The organism is Nitrobacter sp. 62-23 (assembly GCF_001897285.1).
GTDB lineage: Bacteria > Pseudomonadota > Alphaproteobacteria > Rhizobiales > Xanthobacteraceae > Nitrobacter.
This window is the reverse complement of record NZ_MKSM01000100.1, coordinates 1-25,306: the sequence shown is the minus strand read 5'-3', so window position 1 is coordinate 25,306 and position 25,306 is coordinate 1. Positions and strand designations below refer to the sequence as shown.

Annotated in this window: 24 protein-coding genes; 15 read left to right on the top strand and 9 right to left on the bottom strand. The window is 62.3% G+C overall.

Annotated features, from left to right (window positions below; all coding sequences use genetic code 11):
* Positions 1-41: 41 nt before the first annotated feature.
* Positions 42-1,052, bottom strand: coding sequence for a biotin-dependent carboxyltransferase family protein (locus tag BGO16_RS10230; protein WP_292618585.1), 1,011 nt, complete (start codon positions 1,050-1,052; stop codon positions 42-44).
* Positions 1,049-1,780, bottom strand: coding sequence for a 5-oxoprolinase subunit PxpB (gene pxpB, locus BGO16_RS10225; protein WP_292618584.1), 732 nt, complete (start codon positions 1,778-1,780; stop codon positions 1,049-1,051). The genes BGO16_RS10230 and pxpB overlap by 4 nt, the downstream gene beginning before the upstream one ends.
* A gap of 175 nt (positions 1,781-1,955) precedes the next feature.
* Between pxpB and BGO16_RS10220 the strand changes: the two genes are divergently transcribed.
* The gene (locus tag BGO16_RS10220) at positions 1,956-2,366 is read left to right on the top strand and encodes a cupin domain-containing protein (protein ID WP_292618583.1); all 411 of its coding nucleotides are present in this window, start codon (positions 1,956-1,958) and stop codon (positions 2,364-2,366) included.
* Positions 2,367-2,433: 67 nt separating this feature from the next.
* On the opposite strand, the gene BGO16_RS10215 is transcribed toward BGO16_RS10220, so the two are convergent.
* The 3 genes from BGO16_RS10215 to BGO16_RS10205 form a co-directional block, all read right to left on the bottom strand.
* A complete protein-coding gene (locus BGO16_RS10215; RefSeq protein WP_292618582.1) occupies positions 2,434-3,222 on the bottom strand; it encodes a DUF2147 domain-containing protein in 789 nt (262 codons plus the stop codon).
* Between the two features lie 195 nt (positions 3,223-3,417).
* Positions 3,418-3,882, bottom strand: coding sequence for a hypothetical protein (locus tag BGO16_RS10210; protein WP_292618581.1), 465 nt, complete (start codon positions 3,880-3,882; stop codon positions 3,418-3,420).
* A gap of 737 nt (positions 3,883-4,619) precedes the next feature.
* On the bottom strand, positions 4,620-4,955 hold the full coding sequence (locus BGO16_RS10205; RefSeq protein ID WP_292618580.1) for a hypothetical protein: 336 nt from the start codon (positions 4,953-4,955) through the stop codon (positions 4,620-4,622).
* A 442-nt stretch (positions 4,956-5,397) separates the two neighbouring features.
* On the opposite strand from BGO16_RS10205, the gene BGO16_RS10200 reads away from it, so the two are divergent.
* From BGO16_RS10200 to BGO16_RS10180, 5 genes are all read left to right on the top strand, one after another.
* Positions 5,398-5,706, top strand: coding sequence for a hypothetical protein (locus BGO16_RS10200; protein ID WP_292618579.1), 309 nt, complete (start codon positions 5,398-5,400; stop codon positions 5,704-5,706).
* A gap of 533 nt (positions 5,707-6,239) precedes the next feature.
* On the top strand, positions 6,240-6,524 hold the full coding sequence (locus tag BGO16_RS10195) for a helix-turn-helix transcriptional regulator (RefSeq protein WP_292618578.1): 285 nt from the start codon (positions 6,240-6,242) through the stop codon (positions 6,522-6,524).
* Positions 6,525-7,022: 498 nt separating this feature from the next.
* Positions 7,023-7,328 carry an ETC complex I subunit gene (locus BGO16_RS10190; RefSeq protein WP_292618577.1) on the top strand — a complete coding sequence of 102 codons (306 nt, stop codon included), beginning with the start codon at positions 7,023-7,025 and terminating at the stop codon, positions 7,326-7,328.
* A 269-nt stretch (positions 7,329-7,597) separates the two neighbouring features.
* The gene (locus BGO16_RS10185) at positions 7,598-9,202 is read left to right on the top strand and encodes a carboxyl transferase domain-containing protein (protein ID WP_292618576.1); all 1,605 of its coding nucleotides are present in this window, start codon (positions 7,598-7,600) and stop codon (positions 9,200-9,202) included.
* A gap of 2 nt (positions 9,203-9,204) precedes the next feature.
* On the top strand, positions 9,205-11,205 hold the full coding sequence (locus tag BGO16_RS10180; protein ID WP_292618575.1) for an acetyl/propionyl/methylcrotonyl-CoA carboxylase subunit alpha: 2,001 nt from the start codon (positions 9,205-9,207) through the stop codon (positions 11,203-11,205).
* A 146-nt stretch (positions 11,206-11,351) separates the two neighbouring features.
* Here BGO16_RS10180 and BGO16_RS10175 read toward each other — a convergent pair whose 3' ends face one another.
* Complete coding sequence (locus BGO16_RS10175) at positions 11,352-11,699, bottom strand: DUF6481 family protein (RefSeq protein WP_292618574.1); 348 nt, start codon at positions 11,697-11,699, stop codon at positions 11,352-11,354.
* Between the two features lie 241 nt (positions 11,700-11,940).
* On the opposite strand from BGO16_RS10175, the gene ndk reads away from it, so the two are divergent.
* The 3 genes from ndk (at position 11,941) to BGO16_RS10160 (ending at position 13,879) form a co-directional block, all read left to right on the top strand.
* Positions 11,941-12,363, top strand: a complete 423-nt coding sequence (gene ndk / locus BGO16_RS10170; RefSeq protein WP_292618573.1) for a nucleoside-diphosphate kinase — start codon at positions 11,941-11,943, stop codon at positions 12,361-12,363.
* A gap of 21 nt (positions 12,364-12,384) precedes the next feature.
* The gene (locus BGO16_RS10165; RefSeq protein WP_292618572.1) at positions 12,385-13,215 is read left to right on the top strand and encodes a YjbE family putative metal transport protein; all 831 of its coding nucleotides are present in this window, start codon (positions 12,385-12,387) and stop codon (positions 13,213-13,215) included.
* 460 nt (positions 13,216-13,675) lie between these two features.
* The gene (locus tag BGO16_RS10160; RefSeq protein ID WP_292618571.1) at positions 13,676-13,879 is read left to right on the top strand and encodes a cold-shock protein; all 204 of its coding nucleotides are present in this window, start codon (positions 13,676-13,678) and stop codon (positions 13,877-13,879) included.
* 85 nt (positions 13,880-13,964) lie between these two features.
* On the opposite strand, the gene purN is transcribed toward BGO16_RS10160, so the two are convergent.
* Positions 13,965-14,618 (bottom strand): phosphoribosylglycinamide formyltransferase, encoded by a 654-nt coding sequence (gene purN / locus BGO16_RS10155; protein ID WP_292618570.1) that lies wholly within the window; start codon positions 14,616-14,618, stop codon positions 13,965-13,967.
* 22 nt (positions 14,619-14,640) lie between these two features.
* Positions 14,641-15,714 carry a phosphoribosylformylglycinamidine cyclo-ligase gene (purM, locus tag BGO16_RS10150; protein WP_292618569.1) on the bottom strand — a complete coding sequence of 358 codons (1,074 nt, stop codon included), beginning with the start codon at positions 15,712-15,714 and terminating at the stop codon, positions 14,641-14,643.
* A gap of 171 nt (positions 15,715-15,885) precedes the next feature.
* Here purM and BGO16_RS10145 point away from each other — a divergent pair, with 171 nt between their 5' ends.
* From BGO16_RS10145 to petA, 5 genes are all read left to right on the top strand, one after another.
* Entirely contained in the window at positions 15,886-16,428 is a 543-nt protein-coding gene (locus BGO16_RS10145) for a CDP-alcohol phosphatidyltransferase family protein (RefSeq protein WP_292611611.1), read from the top strand.
* Between the two features lie 42 nt (positions 16,429-16,470).
* A complete protein-coding gene (locus tag BGO16_RS10140; protein WP_292618567.1) occupies positions 16,471-17,151 on the top strand; it encodes a DnaA/Hda family protein in 681 nt (226 codons plus the stop codon).
* A 157-nt stretch (positions 17,152-17,308) separates the two neighbouring features.
* Positions 17,309-19,510, top strand: a complete 2,202-nt coding sequence (locus BGO16_RS10135; RefSeq protein ID WP_292618566.1) for an RNA degradosome polyphosphate kinase — start codon at positions 17,309-17,311, stop codon at positions 19,508-19,510.
* A 7-nt stretch (positions 19,511-19,517) separates the two neighbouring features.
* Positions 19,518-21,023, top strand: a complete 1,506-nt coding sequence (gene ppx, locus BGO16_RS10130; protein WP_292618565.1) for an exopolyphosphatase — start codon at positions 19,518-19,520, stop codon at positions 21,021-21,023.
* Between the two features lie 143 nt (positions 21,024-21,166).
* Positions 21,167-21,826, top strand: coding sequence for a ubiquinol-cytochrome c reductase iron-sulfur subunit (petA, locus tag BGO16_RS10125; protein ID WP_292618564.1), 660 nt, complete (start codon positions 21,167-21,169; stop codon positions 21,824-21,826).
* Positions 21,827-21,836: 10 nt separating this feature from the next.
* Here petA and rnd read toward each other — a convergent pair whose 3' ends face one another.
* A complete protein-coding gene (rnd, locus tag BGO16_RS10120; RefSeq protein WP_292618563.1) occupies positions 21,837-22,985 on the bottom strand; it encodes a ribonuclease D in 1,149 nt (382 codons plus the stop codon).
* Between the two features lie 219 nt (positions 22,986-23,204).
* On the opposite strand from rnd, the gene aspS reads away from it, so the two are divergent.
* Positions 23,205-25,130, top strand: a complete 1,926-nt coding sequence (aspS, locus tag BGO16_RS10115) for an aspartate--tRNA ligase (protein ID WP_292618562.1) — start codon at positions 23,205-23,207, stop codon at positions 25,128-25,130.
* Positions 25,131-25,306: the final 176 nt, after the last annotated feature.

Sequence of the window (25,306 nt, the reverse complement as noted above, 5' to 3'; positions counted from 1 at the left end):
GAAAGAGCGCATTGCTGCACTTTAGCGGGTGGCCCAGCTTGTCACGTTTCGCTGTCGAGTGCATTCACCGCGGAGCCTGCGATATTGGCGTTCTGCAGCGCGTCGGTGATGTCGGGATCTCGCACCTCGCGCACCCGGTCCGGCAGTGTTCGCAGGAACTCCGCCATCGCGCGCGCTTCGGCCTGCGCCTCCGCAACAGTGACTGCCCGGAAGCGGAAGCCGCGGCCGACGGGGATTTGCGCGAGGCGGCCGAGATCGGCCGAGATGACGGTCGCGATTTTCGGATAGCCGCCGCTGGTGCCGCGATCCGGCATCAGCACGATCGGCTGTCCGTTGCCGGGAACCTGAATGCTGCCATTCACGGTGCCGTCGGAAACGATGTTGTAGCCGTGCAGATGCGTGATGGCCGGACCTTCAAGGCGATAGCCCATGCGATCGCTCGTTGCTGAAACCTTCCACTCGCTTTCGAGAAACAGACCCTTCGCCTCTCCGAATTCGTTGTCCTGCGGCCCCATCACCACACGGATCGGATCGCCGGAGAGAGCGGGAAGCTGGACCCGCCGCTCGGCGGCTGGTTTTGCCGCATCGACATCGAGAGCATCGCCCACCTGCAACGGCCGCGGAAAGGGAGAGCCGAGGCCCGCACGCGCATTGACTGCGAGGCTGCCGAACGTCGGCTCGCCCTTTACTCCGCCCTCTATGGCGAGATAGCTGAAGGTGCCGCCGCGCGCGGCGGCGAGCGTCAGGGTGTCGCCGTCATTGAGCGTGCAGGATTGATTGAACGGCAGCGGATGGCCCGCGACCTCGACGTGTCTTTCTGCGCCGGACAGCGCAACGCGCACCTTGCCTTCGCGGGCAACAAAACCGGCACTGAGCGGCCCGACTTCGATCACAGCCGCAAAGAGCGGATTGCCGACGAGGCAATTGGCCACAGCCAGAGCGAGACGATCCATCGCGCCGCCCGGCGTCAGGCCATAGCGCTGTGCGCCGTAGCGCCCGCCGTCCTGTACCGATGTCGCAGGCCCAACGGCGGTGACGAGGAGCTTGCTCATGGCGTCACCAGTTCAGCGACGAACTCGCCGCGCGCGGCGGCGCGATCCTGTTCAACGAACTGCCTGCCGTCTATCGCATAAAACGTAACGGCGTCTCCGGGTTCGAGCAGAAAAACCGGATCGCGGTGAAGCTGGTAAGTGCGCACGGCGGTCCGGCCGATCAGATGCCAGCCGCTGGGGCCGGCAAGACACTGGATGCCGGTCTGAAGACCGCCGATCGAAATTGAGCCGGCGGGTGTGAGCAGGCGCGGGTTCTGCCTCCGTGGCATTTGGAGTGAATCGTCAAGGCCGCTGAGATAGGAAAAGCCCGGCGTGAATCCGATCATGGCGACACGATAGTCGCCGGCGATATGACGCGCGACGATGTCGTTCGGCGTGGTGTTCAACGTCCTGGCGACGTCTTCGAGATCGATGCCGTGTTCGCCGCCGTAGGCAACTGGGATACGCCATCGGCGGCTTCCGGTTGCCGGCGGCACAGGCAACCGGGCAAGCGTCGTCAGGCGTTCGCCGAGTTCATCGAAACCGATCCGAACCGGATCGTAGTGGACGAGCAACGACCGGTAGGTCGGCACGGCTTCCGTGACACCCTCGATCGGCGCATCCGCAAGCGCGCGATCGAGCGCGAGCACGCGACGGTTCGCCACATCGTCGATATTGCGGCCGAATTCCACCGTGATGGCGGCATCGCCGCTTGGCAAAAGACGTGGCGGGGACAAGGGCGCGGTCATGACCGATCAATGGTTTAGTCCAGGGTGACATCGCAGGAATAGCGTACGCAATTCCAATGAATTATTGATGGCAAGCTCACAGGATGTTGTAATCGGCGGAAACGTGCGAGGCTCCTCGCGGCAGGAACGAATGCGGTGCGCCGTCGTAGCTCATGCGGCAACTCAGGAGGTCAAAATGGATATCCATCAGGCAGGCTCGCGACCGGCGAAACCGGGGCCCAAGGAGTATTTTTCAGGCACGGTCATGGTCGAGCCAATCATCGCTGCCGCGAATGCGCCCTCGCGCGTCATGGCTGTAAGCGTCGCGTTCGATCCCGGCGCGCGCACCGCATGGCATACGCATCCGCTCGGCCAAACCCTGTACGTCGTATCGGGTGTCGGGCTGGTGCAAACCGAGGGTGAGCCGATCCGCGAGATCCGTGTCGGCGATACCGTATGGATTCCGCCGGGAGAAAAGCATTGGCACGGAGCGGCGCCGAACGCCGCCATGACCCACATCGCCGTGCATGAGGCCCTCGACGGAAGCGCCGCCACCTGGATGGAACACGTCACCGACGCGCAATACGCGGGCAAAATTGGCGGCTGACGAAAAGAAAAGAGCCTTGCCAACGCGGGCAGGGCTCTCATCGTCGATGACTTTATTGCCTGACCGATCAATTCAACCGCGTCCAGGTCTGACCGCCGCAGAACATTCCGCCGAATGCGCAGCCCTGGACCCGCAGGCCGTCCTTGCCCTTCATCGCCAAGGTGGAGCTATAGGTGCTGCCGCTTTTCGGATCGTAGATCTTTCCGCTCCACCTGGAGCCGGTGGGCTTCATGTTGATCAAAACCTTTTCCTTGTTCCGGCCGGTGTGGGAATCCACCGAATATCCACAGAGGTTTGTCCCGCACTCTTCAATCCGGACCTGCCCTTCCTTTTTCTCGGTCAGCCATACGCCGAGCGGTCCGACCGGTTCGGCGGCCGGGGGGAGGGGCGGCTGAACCGGCTCCGCGACTGGCGCGGCGGTGGCGACGACGCTGGTGTTGGCCGGCTCTCGGGTTGGTGACATCGTCGTGTCGGGCTTGGCTGTCGGCATAATGGCGCCGGTCGAAGCAGGAGCTGCGGTCGGCGTCGCGGCCTGTTGCATGGGCGCTGGCGTTGCGACAGCGGGAGCAGCCGCCGGGGTAGCGGTTGCGGAAGGCGTGGCCGGCGCGGCGCGGGCAGGGGTCGCCGGCGCGCCTGATCGGGCCGTATCCCGGACGTCGGAGGCGTCGTCGACAAAATCCCTGCGCCCGGAGTCGTAAAAGCCCGGAATCGAGATCGAGATGCACGAGGGGGAATCGCAGCCGCGCGGCGCGTGGATTCGCACGGTGCGGCCGCCGATCTCGAATGAATAGTTTTGACCCGCCTGAGCGGTCGAGGCGGTGAGCAGCAACGCGGCGGCGATGGCGAGCTTTTTCATGGGACCTCCAGTCCGGTTCGGATTGTCGAGGCCGACCCTATCCGCGCCGGGTTCTCCGGAATGTGACCCACATCACTCCTGCGACCGAGTCATGACCCCGCGCCGTCCAAAGGAGGCGCGCATTCCCGATGGCGACGAAAAGCCTCCCATTCGGAGAGTGGTTATTGCGTCAGTCAGGTGTGGCTGGGGGACGGGTTACTCGTCGGCGCGCCGGCCGATTTCTCCGCCGGCCATCTCGCTGCGCAGTTCTTCGAACCGCCGGCGGGCGTCGCGCTCGCGGTCGTCGACAAACTCGATTGCGGCTTCTCGGGTCATTGGCCCCGTGACGAGCGGGTAAGAGCTTTCTCCGATCGTTTCGTGTACGAAATAGTCACCGTTGTCGTGGCGGCGCGCCGTCCACTTGAAGCGGACGGCGACGAGCGGGCCGGGCCCGAACTTCGTGTAAGCGTCGTCCTGAGCGACATCGGATGAAGGATCGGCCGCGGAAAGGTCGGCCGCGATGGGCGACTCTGGCGGCATGTCCTCCGCCACCTCAAGTTCGGGCTGGTCTGTTGTTTCCGGTTCATGTGCCTCGCCGGCATCCCGCTCATCGGAAACGTCCGGCGCGTCGCCGGGAGCCACAACTGCCTCGATAACGTCGGTCTGATCGCTTTCGCTCACCCGCTATCTCCCCAATTGAGATGGGGACGGCACGGCCGCGAGTCCGCAAGCTGACGCATCCGTCGCCCCATACGCATCCCGGCGCATGTATCCAGACTCAAATGGGCGGTTTTTTGTCTTTGCAGGGGCGGCGTCGAACAGTGCTGTGGTCGGCAGCGGGCGGATCCGTGCGGCGCGGAGCCTGACGAATGAATACTGAATGTTCTGGTCTATGAACCCTGCAAACCAGGTCTGTTTCGTCTGCCGAAAACCTTCAAATGGAGTCCGTAGATTATCGCTTTCGCCCGGTCTGAAGCGCATGGTTTTTTCGACCGGGATACTCTGCGCGGTCGATCAGTCGTCTCTCGCGATCTCTTTGGGCGCCTCTTCCTCTTTGCGCGGCGGGTGTGATCGCACGTAGCGATAGCTCGCATAAAAGAGCAGGCCGCAGCCAATGATCGCGCCAAACATCAATAGGGGCATGGTTATCGTGCCTCCAACAGCGAATGAAAGATCGGCCTGCCGTGAAAGCGCACGGCGCGATCCTCTTGCGGAACTCTAGATCGCGGAAGGCGGAAAGGGAATATCGGAGTTCACGGTTGCGGCCGGGAGCAGGGGGGCGGAAACATGCCGACGAGCGTTGGTTGCGCAAGATAGTGGCCCCGGATCGAGCCTGGGAGACCCCCCGTGGAGCCGATATCATCTCCTGCTATCGCCGCAGACGTGCGGCGATAGCAGGCTGGACGTGAACCCCGCAGCTATCGCATCCGCATGTTCTGCAGAAGGTCTTCTCCCCTCAGGTTTCGCGTTTTTGCGCTGGGAATCCGGCGTGCAGCCGTGCCGTTTTCGTTGCACTTGCCGCTTGTATTTTTGGAGCCCGTGCACTGCCGGCTACCATCAGCCGGGCAAACAAACACGGTCGAGGTGGTGCAGCCGACCAGAGCGTTTCCCTTTATTCCATAGTTACAGGTTTGTCCCGCGTTATGCATGTTATCGCACGCTGCTATCACTTCCCCCACGGGGGCCGCCCCGGCCGGGCTTGCAATCACGCCGATCGCGAACGCGAATAAAATAGCCAAGGGAGTCTTGTTCATGGAAACCTCCTCAAATTCCATTAAATTACAAGTATGAAGCTGTGGCGCTTGAAATGATAAATCGCACCCAGTGTGAAGTTACTTTTCACATTTCTACGTCGGGAGAGCCGGACAATAGTTCAATCCGAAGATAAAGAACGATATAGCAAGTATCTCCACGGCATTTTGTGATAATCGGCGCCTTTGCCTTAACGTTATCATGTGATCGTTCGCGTCGGCTGATGGCGGTCGACAACGAAGCGCGGGAGGATTAAACGATCGCCGAGGCTGAGCCGAACTTGTGGTTCGACATTGTTCATCAATTGCGACCATGAAGACGCTAAGTCAGGTGGATGACTCCGGCCGACCCCGGGCTCCCGAGGCGCTGGTGGAATCCGGAGAGGGCGAGGTCGATGTCCGCATTGGACGAACACGTTGAGATTTGGCCGGAGAGGACGGCGCAATGAGCAGTTGGACGCTTGTTGCTCGACCCGGAGGAGATAGCGCCGCGGCGGTCGATCTGACGATCGACGGCGGATCCCCGCTCACATTGGGCCGGGTCGAAATTGAGAGATTGGAGGCCGCGCTGGAGAACGCGCTTGCGGGCGTGGACGATATGTACAGCCGGATTTCATGCGTGAACGCGGGCAACCAGATCGTTGTATCGGTCGACAAGGTCACCGTCGCGGCCCTGCGATATGACAGGGCGGAACTGATGCGCAGCCAGCTGAAAGAACTTCTGGCGGGCGAGGGCACCGAGTTTATCGGCTAGCGTAAGAGGCTGCGCTGAGAACATTGCACGTTCGTCGCCACCAGGGGCGTGCGCTCGAATCGATCGCCCTGATTTTTCGGATTGTCTGAACGCCCCGATATCGCCCCGGGTCGTCGTCGTCCCCAAACGGCGTATCTGTCCGAACAAAGGCCCCGCAATCCTGTCGAGTAGGACAGCCGCGCTGGCCGCGAGCCAAGCTCGCAGCACAGGGCAGCAATGCTGTAATGCGTGGCCGTATAAAACTTTTCGCCGATCATAAGAAGAAAACCCGTCTGTCCGGCGGGGTTTTTACACGATACCGACGATCAGCGGGCGATTAAGCTCTTCGATAACGCTATGCGCGCCCTGCGCGGAAGTCGCTATGCAAGATACGCAGGGGTGCTCCACCGCTAACGGTAGAAGTAAACGAAGCGATGTATAGTAAGAGATACATCTCCCCTTGACGGAAGAAAACCCGCCGGTGTTTCGGCGAGCTGCGTCGCGGATCTGCTTCTCGGACGTGCCTCCATGGTCCGATCGCGGGTGCGTGCGATATGGGGAAGTCAGGAAGAGAAAAAATGATGTCTGATGCAAATCGAGTTGAGTTCGGGAAGCGCCTTGCGAAACTTGTTGCTGATAAACATTGGACGGAAGCGCAATTCGCCCGGGAAGCATCGAAGCGCTACCGTGGCGCTCATGATTTCCGTCGCTGCGACATCTCGCTCTACATGCGCGGCATTCAGTTTCCGAAGCCCGCGCGCCTGAAGGCGATCTGCGAAACCCTCGGGGTCGCGGAAAACGCGCTTGGCACCGAAGTTCACGTCGGCATGACGCACTAGCAGAGTGGATTTGACATTCGCGACCGTTTTACAGCGAATGCGAGAAGCGAAGGTCAAATCCAAAGCGCTACTAGAAACTTATATTTGCTAGTGGTCCTCCATTTCTAACATTTGCAAGAACGCCCGCCGCACGGGGATGCAAATGTTAGAAACGGACCACTAGTTCGAAACGTTAGCCCCGCCAGAGTCTTTCGGTCCTGCTGAAATCAGAACCACGATTCTGATCCGTGGCGTTTTCAAGTGACTATCGCCCGCCATCAGGGCGAGGGCGTGTTCGGCTCGGAAACGCCTCATGCGCAGGCTTTTTCGATTGCCATGAAAACGGAAGCCGCTCGTTGGACGGCCTCCCGCGATCAGGCAGTCCTGGGGACCGCCGGGATGCGCTGTCCTGTCGCGCCCCGCGAAGGACGAGATTGTCACGCCGCTGCATAATGAATATACTTGAGAGAGTGTCCGCCGGCCTTTACCGGAGAGCACGGCAGCAGGTTGCAGCGATTCATGACAGCACGTATCTTCAAGCCCGCCAAAAACGCGATGCAATCGGGGGTCGCCCAGACCAGGGAATGGCAGCTCGACTATGAGCCTGAGCAGGCGCGGGTTATCGAGCCCCTGATGGGCTGGACCAGCTCCGGCGACATGAAGCAGCAAATTACGCTTCGCTTCGATACAAAGGAGGACGCCATCGCCTATTGCGAGCGCGAGGGCATTCCCTATCAGGTGATCGTGCCAAAGCCGAAGGCGGAAAGAAAGGCCGCCTACGCCGATAATTTCGCATTTCGCCGCATCGAGCCCTGGACGCATTAGCGCGGGTCGCGTCGCCTATAATCGCCATGGCCGGGCATGGATGGCCCGGCATGGCCGCTGGAGGAACGGCGTCGTTGCTGCTCGGCCATAGCCGTTTGAAGAACGGCTTCGCCTCGCTCGCCTATGGTCCCGGCCATCCATATTTTTTCGTTGAAATTCCAAAGACGTGGACGCCCGTCATAAAGCCGGGCACGACGGGTTGCTGATTCCGTCTAAAAGAAACATGCTCCAGGCGAGAGCTTCAACGCCTGCCACCATCCTGGGCCGCCATGGCGCTTCGTTCCGGTATCGATCCCACGTCGTCCGATTTTGCGCGCAACGTCGATGCGATGAAGGCTCTCGTCGCGGAGTTGCGCGACAAGCTCGCGGTCGCCGCGGGCGGAGGCGGCGAGGCGGCACGCGCCCGCCATGCCTCGCGCGGCAAGATGCTGGCCCGCGACCGCGTCGATCGGCTGCTCGATCCCGGCACCGCGTTTCTCGAACTGTCGCCGTTGGCGGCGAATGGCATGTACGGCGGCGATGTGCATTCGGCGAGCATCATCACCGGCGTCGGCCGCGTCTCGGGCCGCGAATGCGTGATCGTCGCCAACGATGCCACCATCAAGGGCGGCACCTATTATCCGATGACCGTGAAGAAGCATCTGCGGGCGCAGGATATCGCGCGGCAGAACAATCTGCCCTGCATCTACATGGTGGATTCCGGCGGCGCTTTCCTGCCGCAGCAGGACGAGATCTTTCCCGACGAGCGCCATTTCGGCCGCATCTTCTACAACCAGGCCAACATGTCGGCGCAGGGCATTGCGCAGATTGCCATCGTGATGGGGTCCTGCACCGCGGGCGGAGCCTATGTGCCGGCGATGTCGGACGAGAGCATCATCGTCCGTGATCAAGGCACGATCTTTCTCGGCGGGCCGCCGCTGGTGAAGGCCGCGACCGGCGAGGTCGTCACAGCGGAAGAACTCGGCGGCGCGGACGTGCATTCGCGGCAGTCCGGCGTCACCGATCACTATGCACAGAACGATGCCCATGCGATCGGGATCGCGCGCCGCATCGTCTCGACCTTGAAGCCGCCGCATCGCGCGCCGCTCAACATGCGCGAACCGCGAGAGCCGCTGTTTGCGAGAGAGGAAATTTACGGCGTGGTGCCGGCGGACGGCCGCAAACCGTTCGACGTGCGCGACATCATCGCGCGCATTGTCGACGGATCTGAATTCGACGAGTTCAAGAAACTCTATGGCCAGACGCTGGTGTGCGGCTTCGCTCACATCTGGGGCTATCCGGTCGGCATCGTCGCCAACAATGGCATTCTGTTCAGCGAAAGCTCGCTGAAGGGTACGCACTTCATCGAACTGTGCTGTCAGCGCGACATTCCGCTGGTGTTCCTCCAGAACATCACCGGTTTCATGGTCGGCAAGAAATACGAAGCCGGCGGCATCGCGCGCGACGGCGCCAAACTTGTCACGGCGGTCGCGACCGCCGCCGTGCCGAAATTCACCGTGGTGATCGGCGGCTCTTATGGCGCGGGCAATTACGGCATGTGCGGCCGGGCGTTCTCGCCGCGATTTCTGTGGATGTGGCCGAACGCGCGGATTTCCGTGATGGGCGGCGAGCAGGCCTCCATCGTTCTCAGCACGCTACGGCGGGAGAATATCGAAGCCAAAGGCGGCACGTGGTCGGACGAGGAGGAGCGTGAATTCCAGGCGCCGATCCGCGCGCAATACGAAAGCCAGGGCAATCCCTATTACGCCACCGCGCGGCTGTGGGACGACGGCGTGATCGACCCGGTGGATACGCGTCTGGTGCTGGCGCTCGGATTGTCGGCGGCCGCGAACGCAGTCGTTGAGCCGACGACGTTCGGCCTGTTCAGGATGTGACGATGGCGCATAGCCCAAGCTATCGCCGCTTCAACACGCTCCTGATCGCCAATCGCGGCGAGATCGCCTGCCGCGTCATCCGTTCCGCCCGCGCCATGGGGCTGCGCACGGTCGCCGTTTATTCCGAGGCCGACCGCGAGGCGCTGCATGTCGCCATGGCCGACGAGGCTGTGCTGCTTGGACCTGCGCCTGCCCGCGACAGCTATCTCAATATCGGCAAGGTGATCGCCGCTGCCCGCCGGACCGGCGCGGAAGGCATTCATCCCGGCTATGGATTCTTGTCGGAAAATGCTGCCTTCGCGCAAGCCTGTGCCGATGCGGATATCGTATTCGTCGGCCCGACCGCCGCGATGATGACCGCCATGGGCTCGAAGTCGGGTGCCAAGGCGTTGATGGAGAAGGCGGGGGTGCCGCTGGTGCCCGGTTATCACGGCGAGGCGCAGGACGATGCCACGCTGCAAGGCGCGGCGGACCGCATCGGCTATCCGGTTCTGGTGAAGGCATCCGCCGGCGGCGGCGGCCGCGGCATGCGGATCGTACAATCGGCGACGGAATTCGCGCCGGCGATCGTCAGCGCGCGGCGCGAGGCGCAAGCGGCGTTCGGCGACGAGCGGATGCTGATCGAGAAGTACGTCGAGAATCCGCGCCACATCGAGGTGCAGGTGATCGGGGATGCGCACGGCAATCTGCTGTCGCTGTTCGAGCGCGAATGCACCTTGCAGCGACGGCACCAGAAGGTGATCGAGGAAGCGCCTTCGCCAACCCTGAACGCGGCGCAGCGCGAGAAGCTATACGAAGCGGCGCGCAAGGCGGCCGGCGCGGTGAACTATGTCGGCGTCGGCACGGTCGAGTTCGTGTCCGACGGCAAGGAGGTGTTCTTCATCGAGATGAACACGCGCTTGCAGGTCGAGCATCCCGTGACCGAATTCATCACCGGCATCGACCTGGTCGAATGGCAGCTCCGCGTCGCGTCTGGCGAAAACCTGCCGCGAACGCAGGACCAGATCGTCATGAAGGGCCATGCCATCGAGGCGCGCGTCTACGCCGAGAATCCGAACAAGAACTTCATGCCATCGGTCGGCCGCATCACCACCTGGCGCACGCCGCCGGAGATCGACGGCTTGCGCATCGATTCCGGCTACCGCAAAGGTGATACGGTGTCGCCACACTACGACGCCATGCTTGCCAAGGTGATCGCCTGGGCGGAAACCCGCGATGCTGCGATCGGCCGGCTCGCGCGCGCCCTGGATGGGATCGACGTCCGCGGTGTCGTCACCAACATTCCGTTCCTGTCCGCGCTGGTGACGCACCCCGAGGTGCGCGCCAACATGATCGATACCGGATTTATCGAACGACATCTTAAAGAGTTGGCTGTAATGCCGCCCGCGCCGGGCGAGATCGAACTTGCCGCCGCGGTTGCTGGCATCATGCAGGCGGAAAGCGAAGCGTCTCGGAAGGATGCGGCGTCACCCTGGCGAACCGCGGGCTGGATGCCGGTTGGTCGCCGTCAGCGGAAATTCATGTTTCGTCACGGGCAGAGCGAGCACGAAGTCACGCTTGTCTACGGCAACGGGCCGTCGCAATTGCGCGTCGGAGACACGAACCTTGCATTCGGGTTTGAGCCGGACGAGACGGGAGATCTGACGCTCTCGCTCGATGGAATGCGCAGCCGCGTCGTCTCTGTCGTCGATGGCCGCGACGTGTATGTGCGGACGCGCAACGGCCGGTTCGAATTGCGCTGGGTCGATCCCTTCGGCGGTGACGACGAGGAGCAAACCAATGAGGACCGCATCATTGCGCCGCTGCCCGGCATCGTGGTCGCGTTGCTCGCGGTGGAAGGCGCGGTGCTGGAGAAGGGCGCCCCCATTCTCACGCTTGAGGTGATGAAGATGGAGCAGACGCTGCGCGCGCCCTACCCGGGGATACTGAAAGCGATCAGGTGCAAGGTCGGCGACATCGTGCAGGAGGGCGTCGAACTCGCCGAGATCGAGCCGGCCGCTTGATATATTTCGCTGACCGGATTTCCGTCTTGGCGACTTTTGGCAAGCCCTGTTCGTGACGAGACGCCGCATCCGGCCGGTTCGCCTCAGGCGCTTCTTCGCATCTGCATCCGGCAAAGAAATGGTGCAAACGTCCGACGTCTCGCCGGCTACTTCTTTCGTCCTTTTCTGGCGGCATAGCGGGCATCGCGCGCCGCCTTGCGCTCGGCTTCGAGCGCGGCCTGGGCGGCTGCGGCTTCTTCCTTCTCCAGAGCGATCTGTGCGGCGGCGGCCGCAGCGGCCTCCGCCTCGCGGACTTTTCGCGCCGCCTTCTCGGCCTCGCGGGCCTGCCGCGCCGTCTCGCGGGCAGCCGCATGGGCTTCGCGTTCAGCCTGCCTTTGCTTGACGGCGGGATCGTCAGGACCGGGCTTGGCGCGAAACTTGTCGAGAATATTTTTCCGGGCCTCAAGCGCAGCCTTTTGGCGGTCGGCGAAGCTCGGTTCCTTGAATCCACTCATCTATCGAGGCCTGTTCGTTCGTCGTAATAGCAAGGTCGAGGGCTTATAGCAGCTTCGCCATCGCATGCGCTGGGAAAAACGCGTTGCCCGCCGAAATCACCGGATTCAATGGAGTGCGATCCCGCAGGTTGTTTCTCTGCATTGCCGACCTGGCGTTGGCGTGCCGAGCGCGCTTGCCGTCAATGATGCGCGCCGATATAAGCGCCGCAATTCCCACGGCCGCTCAATCAAGGATCTCGACATGGCGACTGAACGCACCTTTTCCATTCTCAAACCGGATGCAACCGCGCGAAACCTGACCGGTGCGATCAACGCCCTGATCGAAAAGGCAGGCCTGCGGATCGTGGCCCAGAAGCGCATCCGCATGACCCGCGAGCAGGCCGAGACGTTCTATGCCGTGCACAAGGCGCGCCCTTTTTTCGGAGAGTTGGTCGATTTCATGATTTCCGCTCCCGTCGTCGTGCAGGTACTGGAAGGGGACAATGCCGTCCTCAAGTATCGCGAGATCATGGGGGCGACCGATCCGTCCAAGGCCGCCGACGGCACGATCCGCAAGCTTCATGCGAAGTCGGTCGGCGAAAATTCCGTTCACGGATCGGACGCGACCGAAACCGCTGCGGTCGAAATCGCCCAGTTTTTCTCAAGCAATGAGATCGTCGGCTAGACAGTGAGGTAAAGGGCGCCATTGGATTCACTGCTGCACATCTTCGATCTGGCGACGATCACATCGGTCTTCGCCGAATTTCGAAGCGAGTCGCATCATTCGGCGTTCTGGCTTGCCGTCGGCAAGATCATCTGGATCAACGTGCTGTTGTCCGGCGACAACGCGCTGGTCATTGCGCTTGCCTGTCGTGGGCTGGCGCCGCCGCAGCGGCTTTGGGGCATGGTTCTCGGAGCCGCCGCCGCAGTCATTCTCCGCATTGTCTTTACGGGGATTGTCGCAACCCTGATGGAATTGCCCTACCTCAAGCTGGCGGGGGGCATCGCGCTGCTCGTGATTGCCGCCAAGTTGCTGGTGCCGGAGAAGGAGGACGAGGAGGGGGTTGCGGCGGCCGGGCATCTGTGGGCCGCCGTTCAGGTCGTGGTCGTCGCGGACATCGTGATGAGTCTCGACAATGTGATCGCGGTTGCGGCGGCCGCGAATGGCAGCTTGCCGCTGTTGATCATCGGACTGGCGATCAGCGTGCCGCTGATCGTGGCTGGCGCCGCGCTGATCATGCTGTTGCTCAATCGCCTGCCTTTTCTGGTGTGGGCCGGAGCGGCTTTGCTGGGTTGGATTGCGGGAGACGTTATCGCGACCGATCCGGCGGTCGCGCCGCGACTGCACACGCTGTTCGACGCCGGCGCCGGTGCGTTTCTGGATGCGATGCTGGCACGGTTCGGCCTTGCGCCGCAATTTGCCGTTGATGGCGGCGCCGGAGCGGAGATTGTTTGTGCCGTATTGGGAGCGATCATCGTGCTGATCGCAGGCTCGCTCTGGCGTAGGCGGATGCATGTCTCCGCCGAGCATTTCTAGAGCCTTTCCGCTTCTGATGGAATCAGAAGCGGGGCTCGATGATTTTGATTTGACGCGTTTTCTTCACGCGAACCGGTCCCCACTTTTCCGGGGCATGTCCTAGAGCTTCGCGCGCATTTCACCCGCCGACCAAGCATGTGGATAGCCGGATGCCGCCCGGCAAAGCGAGGCAGATGCCTCCGCCGTGTCGTACCCCGATGAGCCGTTGACGCGCCGTATCCTGAGCCAGGTGCGGTCGCCCCGTTTCGAAATCACTGCCTCGGCTAGTTTTATGATCATCGGTGGTGACTTGCTAAGAGGTAATTTTCGTGTTGCAATCCGGGTGCAATCGGATCTTGGTCCGTTCGTCTGTGCGTTTCGCGAATTCGAAGGTTCAGCAGAGATCAGGAGGGGGCCGTTTGTAGCGTGGTGCGCGATGCGCGGCCGCGTCTTTTTTATGCCTAGACAGGGGAGGCAGACGATGCAGAAGGGCACTGTCAAATGGTTCAACCCGACCAAGGGGTACGGATTCATCAAGCCGACGACCGGCGACAAGGACGTCTTCGTTCACATCTCAGCCGTGGAGCGGGCTGGTCTCAGCACCCTCAATGAGGATCAGGTGATCGAATACGATCTGGTCGAAAATCGCGGCAAGACCTCGGCTGAAAATCTGAAGGTCTCATAATTCCATTACCGCGGCTGGGGCAGGTCGCTGCGGCGTGCCTCCAACGCGCGACCCGGGGACTCGTCCTTTTCCGGACCGAACCCGGTCAAATTACCGACGGCGAGATCAGGCTGTCGTCCGGACTGGCGTTGGCCGACGTCTTGCAGATGTCGCCCTCCAGTCGCGTGCCGCCGCTTGCGACAAGCCGTAGCGCATCCGGGTAGATGCGGTGCTCGATCTCCAGTACGCGCGCGGCCAGCATCTCCACCGTATCGTCGTCGCGTATCGCGACCGCGCCCTGGATGATAATGGGACCGGCGTCGGTCTCCGGAATGACGAAGTGGACAGTCGCGCCGGAAATCTTCACGCCGGCGCGCAGCGCCTGGCCGTGAGGATCGAGGCCGCGAAATGACGGAAGCAGCGACGGATGGATATTGAGCATTCGTTCCTGCCAACGCCGGACGAAATCGGCCGTGAACAGCCGCATGAAACCACCGAGACAAATGAGATCGATGCGGTTGTCGTCCAGCACCGATTGCAGTTTGGCTTCGAACGCCGCGCGGTCCTGGCCGAACGGTTTGCTCTCAATGACGAGCGTTGGAATGGCGGCCGCCTGCGCTCTGGCGAGGCCCTCTGCTGAGGTCTTGTTGGAAATAACGAGGGCGATCTCAGCCGGAAAGTCCTTGGCTTTCGCGGCCTCCACCAGCGCGGTCATGTTTGACCCGCGCCCGGAAATCAGGATTGCGACACGGCGTTTCATGCTTTCATCCTGCCGGATGGTCTCAGATCACAAGATCGAGGTGGTTGTCGTAAGCGACGCGGCTGTCGTCGCTGGCAACGGTCACCTCACCGAGCAGTGCGACGCGTTCGCCGGCCTGCGTCAGCACGTCCGCGACCTCGTCGACCGCCTCGCGCCGCACGATCGCGATCATTCCGACGCCACAATTGAAGGTTCGCAGCAGCTCAAGCTCGGCGATGCCGCCCTGTTGCGCCAGCCATTTGAAGACCGGTAGCACCGTCATCTGGGCGAGGTCGATGCGCACGCCGAGATGCTTGGGCAATACGCGGGGGATGTTGTCGGTAAAGCCGCCGCCGGTGATGTGGGCAAGTCCCTTTACCGCACCGGTTTCGCGGATCGCGCGCAGGCAGGATTTGACGTAGAGCCGGGTCGGCGTGAGCAAAGCACCGCCGAGCGTCGTGACCGGCGCAAACGGCGCGGGAGCCGCGAGACCGAGGCCCGAAATCTCCAGAATTTTCCGGACCAGCGAATATCCGTTGGAATGCAGGCCGGACGACGCGAGGCCGATCACGGCGTCGCCGGCGGCGATATCGGGGCGCGGCAGCAGGGTGCCACGTTCAGCCGCACCGACCGCGAAGCCCGCCAGATCGTAGTCTCCGTCGTTGTAGAGGCCCGGCATTTCCGCCGTCTCACCGCCGATCAGCGCGCAACCGGCCTCTCGGCACCCCTCCGCGATGCCGGCCACCACCGCGGCCGCAGCCTCCGGGTCGAGTTTGCCACAGGCAAAATAGTCGAGGAAGAACAGGGGCTCTGCGCCTTGCACGACGAGATCGTTGACGGACATGGCGACGAGATCGATTCCGATGGTGTCGTGTACCCCGGTTTCAATCGCAAGCTTGACCTTCGTTCCCACGCCGTCATTGGCGGCGACCAGAATCGGGTCCGTGAATCCGGCCGCCTTGAGATCGAACAGTCCGCCGAAGCCGCCGATTTCAGCGTCCGCGCCCGCGCGAGCGGTCGCGCGCACCATCGGCTTGATGAGGTCGACCAGCCGGTTGCCGGCATCGATATCGACGCCTGCTGCGGCATAGGTCAGGCCGTTTTTGCGGTCGGTCATGCGATTGCGTCCAGAACTTTCCGGCTGGTTACGTGGGATTTCGGACCTGCGCAATGGCTCGCAAAGCCCGCAAGGAATATACTATGTAGACAAGAGGCTGTTCCGGGCCGCGGAATCCTCAATCCCGCGCCGGTTGGCGCGAAAAACGGGCCGGAGGGCGGGAAGCGTCGCGTGAGTATTCCGAATATTATTACACTCGGTCGTATCCTGCTGGTGCCGATCATTATCTGGGCTATCGCCTCCAATCAGATGGAAATCGCTTTCGCGATCTTTGTAGTCGCCGGTGTGAGCGATGCGGTGGACGGATTCCTCGCCAAGCGCTTCAACATGGCGAGCGAACTGGGCGCACTCCTGGATCCTCTGGCCGATAAGGCGCTGCTGGTCTCGATCTTCGTGACACTCGGCATCCTGGGCGCCGTTCCCCGCTGGCTCGTGATCCTTGTCGTTTCGCGCGATATCATGATCGTCGGCGCCGTGATCGTGTCCTGGCTGTTCAACAAGCCGATACCCATGAAGCCGCTGATGGTCTCCAAGCTCAACACGGGAGCACAGGTCGCGTTCGCCGCGCTGGTGCTTGCCGCGCTGGGGTTCGGGTTCGATTCCTCGCCCTATGAGGGCGTTCTGATGACCGCCATTGCGATCTTGACCCTGGTTTCGGTCTCCCTCTATCTCGTGGAGTGGGGACGCCACATGAGTACCATCGAGCAGAAATGAAAATCGCTCGATGGTGCGTTGGATCTGGCATGGAGGAGATGCGTGGCAGGCCGTCCCCGACCCCGTCAGCTCGCATTCGCGCTGCCTCACGCTGAAAGCCTTTCGCGGGACGATTTTCTTGAAGGATCGGCGAACGCGGCGGCGCTGTCGCTGGTTGAGAGCTGGCCGGAGTGGCCGAACCGGATCATGCTGCTTGCCGGCCCCGAAGGGTGCGGCAAGAGCCACCTCGCTGCGATCTGGGCGGAGCGGGCGGGCGCTCGCTCGATAACCGCGCACGGCCTGAACGCGGCGGCGGTTCCGGGGACGCTTACGACGGGCGCGCTCGTCGTCGAGGATATCAACCCGCCTGCCTTCGACGAGCCGGCGCTGTTTCACCTGATGAATCTCGCCCGCGAGGACGGCGCCTTCGTCCTGTTGACGGCGCGGCTGCCTCCGCCCGCAATCGAGATCGGGTTGCGTGACCTGCGGTCTCGGCTTCGCGCCGTGCCCGCGGTCACGCTGCTGCCGCCCGACGATCACTTGCTTCGGGCGCTGATCGTGAAGTTCTGCGCCGACCGCCAGATGAACATCGACGAGACCGTCGTCAACTTCATCGCCACGCGGACCGAGCGGTCGTTCGCCGCGGTCCGTCACGCCGTCGACCAGCTCGATGCGGAATCATTGCGGCAGGGCCGGCCGGTGACGCGCGCGCTCGCCGCCGAATTGCTGCGCGGGCGGGACTGAGAAGCGGAGGTCCGGCCGCGCAATCTCCTTCGGCCGATCTTGACGCGCCGGCCCTCCGGAACGTCAATGTCATTGAAACGTCATCGAGCTGACCCATGGTTCGCTGCTGTTTGCGCCGCCGGCCAGCGACGCGACGAGATATGGACCCAATACTCCCATGGATTCCGTTCAAGCTATTGTTGTTGAAGGTAAAAAATTAGAACCGGAGCAGGGCTCCGCGATCCGGACCAGTCCGGAGCGGTTCATCAATCGGGAGCTGTCCTGGCTGCATTTCAATCGCCGGGTGCTTGAGGAGTCGGTCAATCCCGGCCATCCCGCGCTCGAGCGCGTTCGCTTCCTGTCGATTTCCGCCAATAACCTTGACGAGTTCTTTATGGTCCGCGTCGCCGGCATCAAGGCGCAGGTGCGGGAAGGCATCACGGAACGCAGTCCGGACGGGTTGACGCCGTCGGAACAACTGGCGCTCATCAACCAGACCGTCTCCAATCTCGCAAACGACCAACAGGCGATCTGGCGCGACCTGCGCAATGTGCTGACCGAAGTTGGCATTGTCCTGATCGACGGCAAGGACGTCACCAAGGCCGAACGGGCGTGGATCGCGGATCACTTCCTCCATAATATCTTTCCCTTGCTGACGCCGCTCGCCATCGATCCGGCGCACCCGTTTCCGTTCATTCCGAGTCTCGGCTTCACCATCGCGCTACAGCTCGCGCGCACCTCTGACGGCAAGCCGATGAATGCGCTGATCCGCATGCCCGGCAAGATCGACAGGTTTCTGCGGCTGCCGCCGGCGGCCAAGGACGACCCCGTCAGGCTGATCACGCTTGAAGGCGCCACCAGCCTGTTCATCAACCGGCTGTTCCCCGGCTACACCGTCAAGGGGCAGGGCGCGTTCCGCATCATCCGGGACTCCGAACTGGAGATCGAGGAAGAGGCGGAAGATCTGGTTCGCCTGTTCGAAACCGCCTTGAAACGTCGCCGTCGCGGCTCCGTCATCCGCCTTGAAATCGAAGCGGCGATGCCGGCCGAGCTGCGTGCATTCGTGCAGCGGGCGCTGTCGGCCACGGACGACGAAGTGTTGCTGGTGGATGGCGTCCTGGCCATGAACGAGCTGTCGCAACTGACACGGCTCGACCGTCCCGACCTCGAATTCGTGCCCTATGTGCCACGCCATCCCGAGCGCGTGCGTGATCACGGCGGCGATGTGTTCGCCGCGATCCGGCAGAAGGACCTGATCGTTCATCATCCCTATGAATCGTTCGACGTCGTGGTGCAGTTCCTGCAGCAGGCCGCGCGCGATCCCGACGTCGTCGCGATCAAGCAGACGCTCTATCGCACTTCAAACAACTCGCCGATCGTGCGGGCCTTGGCGGAGGCGGCGGAGGCGGGCAAGTCGGTTACGGCGCTCGTCGAACTCAAGGCGCGGTTTGATGAAGAAGCCAACATCCGCTGGGCGCGGGATCTCGAACGCGCCGGCGTGCAGGTGGTTTACGGCTTTATCGAACTGAAGACGCACGCCAAGCTGTCGATGGTGGTACGACGGGAGGGCGGAGGTCTCACGACCTACGTTCACACCGGGACCGGCAACTACCACCCGTTGACGGCGCGCATCTACACCGACTTGTCGTACTTCACGTCGGACCCGGCCATCGGCCGCGACGCCGCCCGTGTCTTCAATTACATCACCGGCTACGCCGAGCCGAGCGACATCGAGAAGATGGCGGTGTCGCCGCTGACCTTGCGCAACCGCATTCTCGATCACATTCGCGGCGAAACCAGTTTTGCGCGCCACGGCAAGCCGGCGGCGATATGGATGAAGATGAATGCGCTGGTCGATCCCGACATCATCGATGCGCTATATGAAGCATCGCAGGCTGGCGTTTCGGTCGAGCTGGTCGTGCGTGGCATTTGCTGTCTCCGGCCCGGAGTTCCCGGCTTGTCGGAAAACATTCGCGTCAAGTCCGTGATCGGAAGGTTTCTGGAGCATGGCCGGATCTACTGCTTCGGCATGGGACAAACCATGCCCGGACCGAAAGCGGCTGTGTATATCTCGTCCGCCGACATGATGCCGCGCAACCTCGACCGGCGCGTCGAAATCCTGTGCCCGTTGCAAAATGCGACGGTGCATCAGCAGGTTCTCGAGCAGATCATGGTCGCGAACCTGAAGGATACCGAACAGAGCTGGCAGTTATTGCCGGATGGATCGTCAACGCGTATGAAGGCTGCGAAGGGTGAGGAGCCTTTCAACCTGCACAACTATTTCATGACGAATCCGAGTCTGTCCGGCCGTGGAAAGTCGTTCAAGGAGTCCTCGCCGCGTCGTCTCACGCGTCGCGCAGAGCGGCAGCCGCCTCCGTAAGGAGCATGTGCGGACGCATCGGCGCAAGCCGGACTCCAGCGTCGCCGTTATCGATATCGGCTCCAACTCCGTTCGCCTCGTCGTTTATGAAGCGTTGGAGCGCAGCCTCGTCTCGATCTTCAACGAGAAGGCGTTGTGCGGTCTTGGCCGCGAGGTGCAATCCACCGGCCTTCTCGCGCCCGATGCGATCAAGAAGGCGCTGACATCGCTGCGGCGCTTTCACGCGCTATGCAAGGTGATGAAGGTGAGCCGCGTTTACGCCATCGCAACCGCCGCCTGCCGCGACGCCACGAATGGCGCGGATTTCATCGCCAGGGCGGAACGCATCTGCCGCGTGCCGGTCGAAGTCCTGTCGGGATCGCGGGAGGCGCATCTGGCGGCGCTGGGCGTGGTTTCCAGCGTTCACAAGCCGAACGGGATCGTCGGGGATCTCGGCGGCGGCTCGCTGGAATTGACTGACGTGCGCGGCCATCGCGTTCACCGTGGTGTCACGCTGCCCCTTGGCAGTCTTGCATTGCAGGACGCATCGAAGACGTCGTTGAAGAGCGCCGAGCGCATCGTGAAAGAAGAACTTTCCGCCGTGGCGCCGCTCAAGTCCGGCGAGGGCCGCACCTTCTACGCCGTCGGTGGAACGTGGCGGGCGCTGGCGCGGATTCACATCATCCAGAGCGGCTACCCGCTTCGCGTCATGCACGGTTATTCCATTCCCGCGGCCGATGCGCTTGATTTCGTCCGGCGGCTGCGCCGTCTCGCAGCGTCGCATACGCTCGCGGATATCGAGGCGGTCGCGGATGCGCGGCAGCCGCTGCTGACGTATGCCGCTCTCGTGCTGGAATATATCATCCGGATCGCGAAGCCGAAGACGGTCACGTTTTCAACCTACGGCGTGCGCGAGGGCCTGCTTTATTCAATGCTGCCCGCCGCCGAGCGGTCCGGGGATGGATTGATCTGCGCTGCGCAAACTTTGAACGGCCTGATGTCGCGCTCGGCGCCTCATGCCGACGAACTGATCGGATGGACCGATCGGCTGGTCCGGATCGTGAAACTGCGCGAGACCGAGGACGATCGCCGGCTGCGCCACGCCGCCTGCCTGCTCTCGGACATCGGCTGGCGTATCCATCCGGATTATCGCGGCGAGCAGACGCTCAATCTGATCATGAACGGCAATTTCGCCGACATCGATCATCAGGGGCGTACTTTCGTCGCGCTGGCCGTGTATTACCGCTATGCCGGCCTGAATGAGGCAAACCGACCGCCCCCGATGGTGCGCGATCTGCTAACACCGGCCCTGGACGAGAGGGCGCGCATTCTCGGCACGGCCTTTCGTGTCGCGTATCTGGTATCGGCGGCGAGGCCCGGCGTGTTGCCCGCGACGCATTTCAGAAGCAGCGGTCGCAAGCTGAAACTTGTGTTCGAACACCGGCTGGTCGATCTGGTCGCCGATCGCGTCGGTGGCCGGTTCAAGCAACTGGCGCGCCTTGTCGGCCGCTCGGGTTCGATCGTGCTCCGTTGAGTCCCGCTCGTTTTTCTCGATCCCATCATTGTGAACCGCGGCGGTTGTTCGAAATCGCATCGTGCCGGTTATCGTGATGCCGGCGTGCCCTGTCATCGGGGCATTATCCGGCATGGGGGCTCCAGTATTTCGTGGAGCAAGCCATGACCGAAAGCTCTCCCTACGTGCGCATAACAGAACCTTCAGGCGCTCGTCCGAGCCGCCGCGATTTCCTCTATATCGCTACCGCCGCCATGGGCACCGTTGGAGTTGCAGCGACGATCGTACCGATGGTGGCGCAGTTGGAGCCGGACAAGGCGACGCTCGCAGCCGGTGGTCCGGTCGAACTCGATCTCAGCAAGATGCAGCCCGGCCAACAGGTGATTGTCCGCTGGCGCGATCATCCGATCTTCGTGGTCAACCGTCCTGCCGCGGCGCTCAAGACGCTTCAGAGTCCGAAGCTGATCGAGCGGCTGGCCGATCCCCAGTCCGACGAGATGCAGCAGCCGACATACGCCCAAAATTGGCACCGCTCGGCTAATCCGAATTACGGCGTATTCGTCGGTATCTGCACCCATCTCGGATGCATTCCGCTCTACTATCCGGATCCAAGTGCGAGCGAGCCGGCGACCGACTGGCTCGGCGGCTACTTCTGTCCCTGTCACGGTTCGAAATACGATCTTGCAGGGCGCGTGTTCAGCGGCGTGCCGGCGCCGTACAATCTTCCGGTGCCGCCCTATCGTTTTGTGAATGATCATATGATTCGGATCGGAGAAAATCCGCCGAACTCGCATTTTGATTTCGCGAGCATCCGGCAAATCTGACAGAGGGACCTCAGCCCCGCTCCACGCGCACCACGCGCCCCTTTTCGATCGCCAACGCCAGCTTGCCATGCTTCAGCGCGAGCGCGGCTTCGCCGAACAGCTCGCGCCGCCAGCCGTGCAGCGCGCCGACATCGGCCTCGTCGTCCGCCGCGATCCGCTCCAGATCGTCCACGGTGGCGATCACCTTGCTGGCGACGGCGTGGCGCTCGGATGTCATCCGAAGGAGAACCTTGAGGAGTTCAACGGTGGCGGCGCCGTTGGAGTTGTTGCGCGGCTTCTCCATCTTCGGGAGCGTGCGCGGGTCTCGGGCGAGACCGCGCTGGACAGCCGCAACGATGTCGGCGCCCCACTGCGATTTTTCAAAGCCTTTCGGCAGCGAGCGCAGTGCGGCCAGCCGTTCCGCGCTGGCAGGCGCATGGGTTGCGATATCGCCGACGGCGTCGTCTTTCAGCACCCGCGATCGCGGAACGTTCCGGCTCTGGGCTTCCTGTTCGCGCCAGGCTGCGACTTCCATTAGCACGGCGAGATCCTTGGGCTTGCGAATGCGGGTCTTCAGGCGCTCCCATGCGCGCTCGGGCTGGAAGTCGTAGGTTTTCGGCGAGGTCAGAACCTCCATCTCCTCGCTGACCCAGTCGCTGCGGCCTCGCTTCTTGAGGTCGGCATCGAGGGCGGCGAAGACGTCACGGAGATGGGTGACGTCCGCCACCGCGTATTCGAGCTGGTCCCTGGTCAGCGGCCTGCGCGACCAGTCGGTGAAGCGATGGGTCTTGTCCGGCCGATGCCCGGTGACGCGCTCGACCAGGGCGTCATAAGCGATGGAATCGCCATAGCCGAGCACCATGGCCGCCACCTGCGTGTCGAAGACCGGTTGGGGGATGATGCCGGCCTGGTGCCAGACGATTTCGACGTCCTGACGGGCGGCGTGAAACACCTTCAGGACGCGCTCGTTCGACATCAGCTCGAAAAAGGGCTTCAGGTCGATTCCCTCGGCAAGCGCGTCGACCACCACGGCCTCGTCGGGGCTCGCCATCTGGAGCACGCAAAGCAACGGATAGTAGGTGGTCTCGCGGAGGAATTCCGTATCGACCGTGATGACAGGGTGGCTGGCGAGTCGAGCGCAGACGGATGCCAGTCCCGCGCTGGTCGTGATGAGGTCCATGAGCGCTCCATAACCCGTCTTTTTGCCCTTGTCGCCCCGCATTCGGCAGGCACGATCTTGTTTTTCTCCAACTTTTCCGGTCAAGAACGACATCCCGAGCCGCCGTCGCAGGTTCCGTCATTCGGTTGCCGCGCTTCCCCCGCTCGGGTAAACCGCTGACGCTCTCCATCCGGCTGGGCCTCTGATTCCCGCCTCTGACGCAATTCTTGCAGGATTTCCATGCATCGCTATCGGTCCCATACCTGCGGCGCGCTCCGCGACAGCCACATCGACCAGACGGTTCGCCTGTCCGGCTGGTGTCACCGCATTCGCGACCATGGCGGTGTGTTATTCATCGACCTGCGCGACCATTACGGGCTGACCCAGTGCGTGGCCGATCCGGATTCGCCTGCCTTCGCCCAGGCCGAGAAGCTGCGCTCGGAATGGGTGGTCCGGATCGACGGCAAGGCGCGCCGCCGCCCGGCCGGCACCGAGAATCCGGAACTGCCGACCGGTGACGTTGAGGTCTATGTCACCGAGATCGAGGTGCTGGGCCCGGCCGGCGAGCTGCCGCTGCCGGTATTCGGCGAGCAGGAATATCCAGAAGATATAAGGCTTAAGTACCGCTTCCTCGACCTTCGTCGCGAGAAACTGCACCAGAACATCATGACCCGCGGCGCCATCGTTGATTCGATGCGCAGGCGCATGAAGGAGCAGGGGTTCTTCGAGTTCCAGACCCCGATCCTGACGGCATCGTCACCGGAGGGCGCGCGCGATTTCCTGGTGCCGAGCCGCATCCATCCCGGCAAGTTCTACGCGCTGCCGCAGGCTCCGCAGCAGTACAAGCAGCTTTTGATGATGTCCGGCTTCGACCGCTACTTCCAGATCGCGCCGTGCTTCCGCGACGAGGACCCGCGCGCCGACCGCCTGCCGGGGGAGTTCTACCAGCTCGACCTTGAAATGAGCTTCGTCGAACAGGACGATGTTTTTGCTGCGGTTGAGCCGGTCATTACCGGCGTGTTTGAGGAGTTCGCCAAGGGCAAGCCGGTGACCCGGAACTGGCCGCGGATTCCGTTTGCCGAGGCGATCCGTAAATACGGCAGCGACAAGCCGGACCTGCGCAATCCGCTTCTCATGCAGGACGTGTCCGAGCACTTCCGCGGCTCTGGCTTCAAGGTGTTCGCCCGGATGCTGGAGAATTCGAAGAATCAGGTCTGGGCGATACCGGGGCCGGGCGGCGGAAGCCGGGCGTTCTGTGACCGCATGAATTCATGGGCGCAGGGCGAGGGCCAGCCGGGACTCGGCTACATCATGTTTCCGCTGGATGTTGAAGGCGTACTGGACCTCAACAACGCGGATCAGAAGTTAATTCGCGATAAAGTTGAAGAATTGCGTAAGCAAGGCAAGATCATTGAGGCCATCAAAGCTCTTGAAGAATGGCAGGCTAGGAATCCCGGAATAATCGCGGACGACCGCTCGATCGCGGGGGCAGGCCCGTTGGCCAACAATATTGGGCCCGAGCGCACCGAGGCCATCCGTGCTCAACTCGGACTCAAAGCCGGGGATGCCGCGTTCTTCGTCGCCGGCGACCCGGCGAAATTCTGGAAGTTCGCGGGGCTCGCGCGCACCAAGCTCGGGGAGGAACTGAACCTGATCGATAAGGACAGGTTCGAACTCGCCTGGGTCGTCGACTTTCCGATGTACGAGTACAACGAAGAGGAGAAGAAGGTCGACTTCTCCCACAACCCGTTCTCGATGCCACAGGGCGGGCTGGAGGCGCTGAACAATCAGGACCCGCTGACCATCAACGCTTTCCAGTACGACATCACCTGTAACGGCTACGAGATCGCTTCCGGCGGCATTCGCAACCATCGGCCGGAAGCGATGGTGAAGGCGTTCGAGATCGCAGGCTACGGTGAAGCCGAGGTGGTCGAGCGGTTCGGCGGCATTTACCGTGCGTTTCAATACGGCGCGCCGCCGCATGGCGGCATGGCCGCCGGGGTCGATCGCATTGTCATGCTGCTCTGCGGCACCACCAACCTGCGTGAAATCTCGCTGTTTCCGATGAACCAGCGGGCCGAAGACCTGCTGATGGGTGCACCGTCCGAGGTGACGCCAAAGCAGTTGCGCGAGCTTCATATCCGGCTCAATCTGCCGCAGGACTAGCGGTTCGATTCTGGCATTGCACCTGTTTCCGCAGGCATTTCTGCGAATGCCGGAATCGAGGAATCGCTGTTAAATTGCTGGTGAAGCTTTGGATTTGACATTCTTGTTCAGGACTGGCGGCCGGTGGCGCGCTGTCGTCAAATCCGTTCCGCCAATGAATTGATCAGAGCCGCGGG

What these genes read in the sequence shown, in the direction of transcription:
- purN (WP_292618570.1), bottom strand. Translation starts at nt 14,618, where the DNA reads ATGAAACGCCGTGTCGCAATCCTGATTTCCGGGCGCGGGTCAAACATG.
- petA (WP_292618564.1), top strand. Translation starts at nt 21,167, where the DNA reads ATGACCGAAAGCTCTCCCTACGTGCGCATAACAGAACCTTCAGGCGCT.
- BGO16_RS10135 (WP_292618566.1), top strand. Translation starts at nt 17,309, where the DNA reads ATGGATTCCGTTCAAGCTATTGTTGTTGAAGGTAAAAAATTAGAACCG.
- BGO16_RS10160 (WP_292618571.1), top strand. Translation starts at nt 13,676, where the DNA reads ATGCAGAAGGGCACTGTCAAATGGTTCAACCCGACCAAGGGGTACGGA.
- BGO16_RS10195 (WP_292618578.1), top strand. Translation starts at nt 6,240, where the DNA reads ATGGGGAAGTCAGGAAGAGAAAAAATGATGTCTGATGCAAATCGAGTT.
- BGO16_RS10175 (WP_292618574.1), bottom strand. Translation starts at nt 11,699, where the DNA reads ATGAGTGGATTCAAGGAACCGAGCTTCGCCGACCGCCAAAAGGCTGCG.
- BGO16_RS10180 (WP_292618575.1), top strand. Translation starts at nt 9,205, where the DNA reads ATGGCGCATAGCCCAAGCTATCGCCGCTTCAACACGCTCCTGATCGCC.
- BGO16_RS10215 (WP_292618582.1), bottom strand. Translation starts at nt 3,222, where the DNA reads ATGAAAAAGCTCGCCATCGCCGCCGCGTTGCTGCTCACCGCCTCGACC.
- BGO16_RS10230 (WP_292618585.1), bottom strand. Translation starts at nt 1,052, where the DNA reads ATGAGCAAGCTCCTCGTCACCGCCGTTGGGCCTGCGACATCGGTACAG.
- pxpB (WP_292618584.1), bottom strand. Translation starts at nt 1,780, where the DNA reads ATGACCGCGCCCTTGTCCCCGCCACGTCTTTTGCCAAGCGGCGATGCC.
- aspS (WP_292618562.1), top strand. Translation starts at nt 23,205, where the DNA reads ATGCATCGCTATCGGTCCCATACCTGCGGCGCGCTCCGCGACAGCCAC.
- rnd (WP_292618563.1), bottom strand. Translation starts at nt 22,985, where the DNA reads ATGGACCTCATCACGACCAGCGCGGGACTGGCATCCGTCTGCGCTCGA.
- BGO16_RS10205 (WP_292618580.1), bottom strand. Translation starts at nt 4,955, where the DNA reads ATGAACAAGACTCCCTTGGCTATTTTATTCGCGTTCGCGATCGGCGTG.
- ndk (WP_292618573.1), top strand. Translation starts at nt 11,941, where the DNA reads ATGGCGACTGAACGCACCTTTTCCATTCTCAAACCGGATGCAACCGCG.
- BGO16_RS10200 (WP_292618579.1), top strand. Translation starts at nt 5,398, where the DNA reads ATGAGCAGTTGGACGCTTGTTGCTCGACCCGGAGGAGATAGCGCCGCG.
- purM (WP_292618569.1), bottom strand. Translation starts at nt 15,714, where the DNA reads ATGACCGACCGCAAAAACGGCCTGACCTATGCCGCAGCAGGCGTCGAT.
- BGO16_RS10220 (WP_292618583.1), top strand. Translation starts at nt 1,956, where the DNA reads ATGGATATCCATCAGGCAGGCTCGCGACCGGCGAAACCGGGGCCCAAG.
- BGO16_RS10190 (WP_292618577.1), top strand. Translation starts at nt 7,023, where the DNA reads ATGACAGCACGTATCTTCAAGCCCGCCAAAAACGCGATGCAATCGGGG.
- BGO16_RS10185 (WP_292618576.1), top strand. Translation starts at nt 7,598, where the DNA reads ATGGCGCTTCGTTCCGGTATCGATCCCACGTCGTCCGATTTTGCGCGC.